Source organism: Sphingopyxis sp. SCN 67-31 (genome assembly GCF_001725095.1).
Window position 1 is genome coordinate 1 of record NZ_MEFH01000137.1, and the last position, 7,874, is coordinate 7,874.

The following is a 7,874-nucleotide window of genomic DNA, read 5'->3' on the forward strand; positions in this document are numbered from 1 at the left end:
GCCGAGCTTCGCCGCGCCGTAATTGGCCTGGCCGAAATTGCCGTAGAGGCCGGTCGACGAGGCGGTCATCAGGATGCGGCCATAGGCCTGGTCGCGCATGATGTCCCAGCACGCCTTGGTGACGTTGGCGCTGCCGAGCAGGTGAACCTTCACGACAAGGTCGAAATCGTCCATCGTCATCTTCGCGAAGCTCTTGTCGCGCAGGATGCCGGCGTTGTTGATCAGGACGTGGACGCCGCCCCATTCTTCCTTCGCCTTGGCGACCATTTCGACCATCTGCTCATATTCGGTGACGCTGCCGCCGTTCGACATGGCGGTTCCGCCGGCGGCGCGGATTTCCTCGACCACCTGCAGCGCGGCGTCCGAATGGCCGGTGCCGTCGCGCGCGCCGCCGAGGTCGTTGACGACGACCTTTGCGCCGCGCCGCGCGAGTTCGAGCGCATAGGCGCGGCCCAGCCCGCCGCCGGCGCCGGTGACAATGGCTACACGTCCGTCGAATTTGATCGCCATGATGATCTCCTGAATTGAGCCGTCCGCGAAGCGTTGCGGAAGAAAACGGGGATGTCCTTAGCCGTTCGGGCCGTGCTGGCAAGGGGGAAGGACACAAGGGCGATATTCATCGAAATGTCATTCAAATGACGTGCAACTGTCATCTATCGGTCATACGGCCCCCGAATAGCCACCCTTTCGCAATGGAGCGATTTCGATGCGCCTCGCCTGTCCAGCGGCCCTGCTCGCGACCACGATGCTTTGTCTGCCTGCAACCGCGCACGCCCAGGCCATGACCGCCGAGGAGGCTTCGGCGCTCCGCGCGGAACTCGCCGCGCTGCGGACGCAGGTGGAGAGGCTGGAGGCGCGGCTCGATGCGGCGGACGCGGGATCGCCGGGCGCATCGCCTTCCGCCTCCGCACCCGCCCCCGCGGCATCCGCCGCACCGGTGACGACGTGGAAGGGTGCGCCGGAGATCGGCAATGCCGACGGGTGGAGCTTCAAGCCGCGCGGGCGGGTGCAGATCGACGTCGCGGGCATCGACACGCCCGGCGCGACCGGAAACCGCGGCGGTATCGGGAGCGAATTTCGCCGTGTCTATCTGGGCGTCGACGGCAAGATTCCGGGCGGTTTCTCCTATCGGGTCGAGGCGGATCTGGCGAACGGATCGGTGGAACTGACCGACGTCTACCTCACCTATGGTCCGGGGCCGCTGTCGGTCACGGCGGGGCAGGTCAAACCCTTCTGGTCGCTCGACGAGATGACGAGCGACCTGTTCACCAGCGTCATGGAGCGCGCCGCCTTCACCCAGGCGTTCGGTTTCGAACGCCGTCTGGGCCTGTCGGCGCAGTATAAGGGCAAGGCGTTCCTCGCGCAGGCGGGCGTCTTCGGCGACAATGCCAACGACCTGCTCGACGATGCCAACAACAGTTTCGGCGTCGACGGCCGCGCCGTGTGGATGCCGAAGTTCGGCGACACGCAACTCCATCTCGGCGGGTCGGCGCATTGGCGCGACTTCAACGATTCCGCGGCGACGACCCGCTATCGTGCGCGCCCGTTCGCGCACACCACCGACGTCCGGCTGGTCGATACCGGCGCGATCGCGGCGACCGGCGAGCGCGGGCTGGGGCTGGAGGCGGCGCTGTTGTCGGGGCCTTTCCATGCCGCGGGCGAAACCTTCTGGCAGACGGTCCGGCGGCCGGGGCTTCCCGATCCGACCTTCTTCGGCGGCTATGCGGAGCTCGGCATGGTGCTGACGGGCGAGAGCCGGACCTACAAGGACGGCGCCTTCGACCGACTGAAACCGTCCAGCCCGATCACCGCGGGCGGGATCGGCGCGTTCGAAGTGAACGTGCGGTACGACCATCTCGACCTCAATGATGCGGGCATTGTCGGGGGACGGCAGAGAGCGGCCTTGGTCGGGCTGGTCTGGGCACCGATCGACTATGTCCGCAGCACCGCCAACTACGGCAGGCTGTGGATCGACGACGCACACATCGCGACGGCGGCGGGCGACCGCGATTATTCGGCGGATACGTTCGGACTGCGGACGCAGATCGATTTCTGACGGGCGGCTTTGAAAGGGGCGGCGGGCGTTCCCCGAATTCGGTCATCCCGGACTTGATCCAAGATCCATTTACTCGACGCTGGTGAATGGAACCCGGATCAAGTCGGCCATTATCCCTTTCCGGCAAGCAACCGTTCCCCGGCGGAAGCCGGGGCCCAGATGGCACAGCGCTGCTTCGCATGGACCCCGGCTTTCGCCGGGGAACAGCTCCTGACTTGCCTGAATGGTATATATGCCGATCAAGTCCGGGATGACGATGGGGGCTCCGGTCTATCCCTGCAGCCGCTCCATGATCCCTATACATTATTCGCCGCATCCAGCGCATAGCCTGCCGAGCGCACGGTGCGGATGATATCGGCGGTGCCTGGCAGGTTGATCGCCTTGCGCAGCCGGCGGATATGGACGTCGACCGTGCGCAGCTCGATGTCGCTGTCCTGCCCCCACACGCTGTCGAGCAACTGCCCGCGTGAAAAGACGCGGCCCGGATGCTCCATGAAATGGCGCAGCAGGCGGAACTCGGTGGGGCCCATGCTCACCAGCCGCCCGTCGCGCACCACCTTGTGCGCGACCGAATCGAGCTCGATGTCGGCATAGGTCAGCATCTCGCCCGCCAGCGCCGGGCGCAGGCGGCGCAGTACCGCCTGGACGCGCGCCACCAGTTCGCGCGGGCTGAAAGGCTTGGTTACATAATCGTCGGCGCCGGTTTCGAGACCGCGGATGCGATCCTCCTCCTCGCCGCGCGCGGTGAGCATGATGATCGGCACGTTCGCCGACTTGGGGTTGCGGCGCAGCCGGCGGCATACCTCGATGCCGGGCAGGCTCTCGATCATCCAGTCGAGCAGCACGATGTCGGGCACCCGTTCCTCGACCAGGATCAGCGCCTGTTCGCCGTCGGGGGTCTGGCGCACCGAAAAGCCTTCGCGTGCGAAATGCCAGACGATCAGTTCGGCGATCGCCTCGTCGTCCTCGATCAGCAGCAGGTCGGGCTGCGGCATCAGCCTTGCTCCTGCTCCGCGGCGCCATCCTCGGGCTGCTCGCCGCGCTCGCGCTCCTCCATCCGCTCGCCGGTCACGACATAATGAACCATTTCGGCGATGTTGGTCGCGTGATCGCCGATCCGTTCCAGATTCTTGGCGACGAACAGCAGATGCGCACTTTCGGTGATATGCTTCGGATTTTCCATCATGAAGGTGACGAGCGCGCGGAAGATGCTGTTATAGAAATCGTCGACCGTCTTGTCGCGGATCGTCACCCGCACCGCGAGGTCGGCATCGCGCGCGGCGAAGCTGTCGAGCGCGTCATGGACCAGTTCGACGACGAGCGACGACATCGACATCAGCAGCGGGATCGCCTCGATCGAGCGGGTCTGGTCCATCAGCGCGACGCGCTTGGCGATATTCTTCGCATAGTCGCCGATCCGCTCGACGACCGACACGATTTTCAGCGCCGCGATCATCTCGCGCAGGTCATCGGCCATCGGCGCGCGCAGCGCGATCGTCTGGACGGTCAGTTGCTCGACCTCGGTTTCGAGCGCGTCGATCTTCTTGTCGCCTTGCACGACCTGCGCCGCGAGGTCGAGGTCGCCCATGTTGAGCGCGGTCATCGCCTGGAGCAGCGCCTGTTCGGCGCGGCCGCCCATCTCGCTGATCAACCCGCGCAGGCGGTTGAGGTCCTCGTCGAAGGCCTTGACGGTATGATCGTTGACTATTGCCATCATGCTGTCCTTTCGCGCCTATGGCTCAACCATAGCGGCCGGTAATATAATCCTTGGTGCGTTCCTGCTTCGGGTTCGTGAAGATATCGGTGGTCTTGCCGTACTCGACCAGCGTCCCGAGGTGGAAAAAGGCGGTGCGCTGCGACACGCGCGCCGCCTGCTGCATGTTGTGGGTGACGATCACGATCGCATATTTGCCGCGCAGTTCGTGGATCAGCTCCTCGATCTTCGCCGTCGCGATCGGATCGAGCGCCGAGCAGGGCTCGTCCATCAATATGACTTCGGGATCGACCGCGATCGCGCGTGCGATGCACAGGCGCTGCTGCTGGCCGCCCGACAGCGCGGTGCCGCTTTCGTTCAGCCAGTCCTTGACCTCGTCCCACAGGCCGGCGCGGGTCAGCGCGCGCTCGACGATGACGTCGAGGTCGGCCTTGTTCGCCGCGAGCCCGTGGATGCGCGAGCCATAGGCGACATTGTCGTAGATCGACTTGGGAAAGGGGTTCGGCTTCTGGAACACCATGCCGACGCGCGCGCGAAGCTGCACCACGTCCATCGACGGCGCATAGATATCCTCGCCGTCGAGTTCGATGCGGCCGGTGACGCGCGCGCTCGCGACCGTGTCGTTCATCCGGTTGAGCGAGCGCAGGAAGGTCGACTTGCCGCAGCCCGACGGGCCGATGAAGGCGGTGACGAGGTCGGTGCCGACGTCGATCGACACGTCCTTGATGGCCTGCTTTTTGCCGTAGAAGACGTCGACGCCCTCTGCCCGCATCTTGGGGTCGGCGATGATAAGATCGTCTTGGGTCATGATCACCAGCGCTTTTCGAACTTGTTGCGAAGATAGATGGCCAGCGCGTTCATCGACAGCAGCACGATGAGCAGCACGATGATCGCGGCGGAGGTCTTTTCGACGAAACCGCGGTCGACCTCGTCCGACCAGAGGAAAATCTGCATCGGCAGCACGGTCGAGGGGGCGCAGATGCCGTTCGGCACGTCGCCGATAAAGGCGCGCATCCCGATCAGCAGCAGCGGCGCCGTCTCGCCCAGCGCGCGCGCCATGCCGATGATCGTGCCGGTCAGGATGCCGGGCAGCGCGAGCGGCAGGACGTGGTGGAACACCACCTGCACCGGGCTGGCGCCGACGCCGAGCGCCGCGTCGCGGATCGACGGCGGCACTGCCTTGATCGCGTTGCGCGCGGCGATGACGATGACCGGCATCGTCATCAGCGCCAGCGTGAGCCCGCCGACCAGCGCGCTCGCCTGGCAGAGCCCGAACCAGTTGATGAACACCGCGAGCGCGAGCAGGCCGAAGATGATCGACGGCACCGCGGCCAGATTGTTGATCGACACTTCGATCAGGTCGGTCCAGCGGTTCTTGGGCGCATATTCCTCGAGATAGAGCGCCGCGAGCACCCCGGTCGGAAAGGCGATCAGGAAGGCGATGACGATCGTCAGCACCGACCCTTTCAGCGCGCCCCAGATGCCCGCGACCGCCGGATCGGTGGCATCGGCGTTGCGGAAGAAGGGCCAGTGGATTCCGGTCGACAGCCGTCCGTCGCGTTCCAGCGCATCGACCCGCGCGCCCAGTTCGCCCTTCGCGTCCTCCTTGGCGGCAATGTCGATGGCGCTCGACGCGGGCAGTTCGAACACCGTCCGGCGCTTGAGGAGATCGGGATCGGCCTTGATCGCGCTGCGAACCTCTTTCCACGCATTCTCGCTGATCAGCGCCGATCCGCCATCGCCCAGCGCCTCGTCGGCGGCGAAGGCGACGATGTCGGACAGGCCGGCGCCCGCGATCGCCTGATCGGCGTCGGGATCGGACAGGCGGGCGGGGTCGATCACCAGCGGCGTCGTGCGGAAATCGACCGGCACCGCGACATGCGTGTAGGTGAAGCCGCGCGCGCCGTTGCCGACCATGACGATCAGCAGGAAGGCGAGAAAGCCGCCCGAAAGCAGCACCGCGCCCAGTCCGAGCGCCTTGAAGCGGCGCTCGGCGGCGTAGCGCCTGGCGATGCGGGCCTGCATCGCCCGGCCTTTCCAGTCGGTGGGGGCGGTTTCGCTATTCATAGGCTTCGCGATACTTTTTGACGACGCGCAACGCGACGATGTTGAGCAGCAAAGTGACGAGGAACAGCACGAGGCCGAGCGCGAAGGCGGCGAGCGTCTTGGCGCTGTCGAATTCCTGATCGCCGGTGAGCAGCTTGACGATCTGCGCGGTCACGGTGGTGACGCTGGCGAAGGGGTTGGCGGTCAGGTTGGCGGACAGGCCGGCGGCCATCACCACGATCATCGTCTCGCCGATCGCGCGGCTGACCGCGAGCAGGATGCCGCCCATCACGCCGGGCAGCGCGGCGGGGATCAGCACTTGGCGGATCGTCTCGTTCGGTGTCGCGCCCAGCGCGAGGCTGCCGTCGCGCATCGCCTGCGGCACCGCGTTGATGCTGTCGTCGGCCATCGACGAGACGAAGGGGATGATCATCACCCCCATCACGATGCCCGCCGCGAGCGCGCTCTCGGTCGACGCGTTGGGGATGCCGAGCATCACCGCGAACTCGCGCAATGCCGGTGCGACGGTCAGCGCGGCGAAATAGCCATAGACGACGGTCGGCACGCCCGCGAGAATCTCGAGGCACGGCTTCACCCATTTGCGCACCGTCGGCGCGGCATATTGGGTCAGGTAGACGGCGGTCATCATGCCGATCGGGATCGCGACGATCATCGCGATGATCGCTCCGATCAACACCGTCCCCCAGAACAGCGGAATGCCGCCGAACGTGCCGGGCTGCGGCGCGCCGCTCTGCGGGTTCCAGTTGGTGCCGAACAGCAGTTCGGTCGCCGGAACGAGGCGGAAGAAGCGGATCGATTCGAACAATAGCGACAGCACGATGCCGAAGGTGGTGAGGATCGCGACCAGCGACGCGAGCAGCAGCACCCCCATTACGATCCGCTCGACCCGCGTCCGCGCGCGAAAATCGGGACGAATGCGCGTGAAGGCATAGAGGCCCCCCGCCAGCCCCAGCGCGAGCATCGCCGCGATGCCGATCCACGCATATTCGCGCGTCGCCTCGGCATAGGGCCGGACCAGCGGCGCGGCGGCGGGGAGGCGCACCGCGGCCTGCCTGCCCTGCGCGACGCCCCGCGCGTCGGACAGGATCGCCCCGCGCTCGAAACCAAAGGCGGGCAGGTCCTTCGCCGCTTCGCTGGTCAGCACCTCGTTGGTGATCAGCGCCGGCGAGACGCTTGTCCACACGGCGAGGAAGATCGCGGCGGGCGCGAACAGCCACAGCGCGACGTACCAGCCATGATATTGCGGGCGCGAATGCAGCTTCGTACCCGTGCGGCCCGCGAGCATCGCCGACCGCGCGCGGCCGGCCAGCCAGCCGATCAGCGCAAGGCCGAGGATCAGGAGCAGAAGGGCGGCGGGGTTGAAGGTCACGGAGTAATTTCGGCCTATCTTGTTCCGTTCGCATCGAGCGAAGTCGAGATGCCCCTCGGCCTTGCGCGTCTTCGATGGGTGTCTCGACTTCGCTCGACACGAACGGGGTCAGGGAAAATCGGTGGTGGGGGAGAAGCTTATTTCAGCACCGACCCGTCGAGCGGCGTCATCGCCTTCGCCGCCGCGGCGGCCGCGTCCGCCACCGCCTTCGGCGACACGATCAGCCCCTTGGGCGCCAGATAGCCGCCCTCGGCCGCGCCCTTCAGGATTTCGGCGACATAGTCGGCCAGGCCGGGGATCACGCCGACGTGCGCCTTCTTGACGTAGACGAACAGCGGGCGCGATCCGGGATAGCTGCCGTCGGCGATCGTCGCATAGGTCGGCGACACGCCCTGCACCGGCACCGCCTTGATCTTGTCCTTGTTGGCGTCGAGATAGGAAAAGCCGAAGATGCCGAGGCTGCTCGGGTTCTTGTCGAGCTTCGAGATGATCAGATTGTCGTTCTCGCCCTGCTCGACATAGAAGGGCGCGCCGCGCAGGCCGGTGCACACCGCTTCATGCTTGTCCTTGTCGCTGTCCTTCAGCGCCTTCATCGCGGGGTCGGCGTCGCAGCCCTTGCCCATGATCAGTTCCTTGAACGCGTCATAGGTGCCGCTGGTCGACGGCGG

At 66.0% G+C, this 7,874-nt stretch carries 8 protein-coding genes; 1 reads left to right on the plus strand and 7 read right to left on the minus strand.

Going from position 1 to position 7,874, the window contains the following annotated elements:
* The coding region (locus tag ABS88_RS21455; RefSeq protein ID WP_286750534.1) for an SDR family NAD(P)-dependent oxidoreductase at nt 1-510 on the minus strand (510 nt) is incomplete at its 3' end.
* Between the two features lie 196 nt (nt 511-706).
* Here ABS88_RS21455 and ABS88_RS21460 point away from each other — a divergent pair.
* The gene (locus ABS88_RS21460) at nt 707-2,056 is read left to right on the plus strand and encodes an OprO/OprP family phosphate-selective porin (RefSeq protein WP_286750535.1); all 1,350 of its coding nucleotides are present in this window, start codon (nt 707-709) and stop codon (nt 2,054-2,056) included.
* A 296-nt stretch (nt 2,057-2,352) separates the two neighbouring features.
* Here ABS88_RS21460 and phoB read toward each other — a convergent pair whose 3' ends face one another.
* The 6 genes from phoB to ABS88_RS21490 form a co-directional block, all read right to left on the minus strand.
* On the minus strand, nt 2,353-3,051 hold the full coding sequence (phoB, locus tag ABS88_RS21465; protein WP_067110139.1) for a phosphate regulon transcriptional regulator PhoB: 699 nt from the start codon (nt 3,049-3,051) through the stop codon (nt 2,353-2,355).
* On the minus strand, nt 3,051-3,770 hold the full coding sequence (gene phoU, locus ABS88_RS21470; protein ID WP_076077882.1) for a phosphate signaling complex protein PhoU: 720 nt from the start codon (nt 3,768-3,770) through the stop codon (nt 3,051-3,053). Before phoU ends, phoB begins: the two co-directional genes overlap by 1 nt.
* A gap of 25 nt (nt 3,771-3,795) precedes the next feature.
* Nucleotides 3,796-4,578, minus strand: a complete 783-nt coding sequence (gene pstB / locus ABS88_RS21475; protein ID WP_286750536.1) for a phosphate ABC transporter ATP-binding protein PstB — start codon at nt 4,576-4,578, stop codon at nt 3,796-3,798.
* A 2-nt stretch (nt 4,579-4,580) separates the two neighbouring features.
* On the minus strand, nt 4,581-5,837 hold the full coding sequence (pstA, locus tag ABS88_RS21480; protein WP_286750537.1) for a phosphate ABC transporter permease PstA: 1,257 nt from the start codon (nt 5,835-5,837) through the stop codon (nt 4,581-4,583).
* Nucleotides 5,830-7,206: a phosphate ABC transporter permease subunit PstC gene (gene pstC, locus ABS88_RS21485; protein ID WP_067110148.1), complete on the minus strand. Its 1,377-nt coding sequence runs from the start codon at nt 7,204-7,206 to the stop codon at nt 5,830-5,832. Before pstC ends, pstA begins: the two co-directional genes overlap by 8 nt.
* A gap of 137 nt (nt 7,207-7,343) precedes the next feature.
* Nucleotides 7,344-7,874: substrate-binding domain-containing protein (locus tag ABS88_RS21490; protein ID WP_286750538.1), on the minus strand; the 531-nt coding region annotated here is incomplete at its 5' end.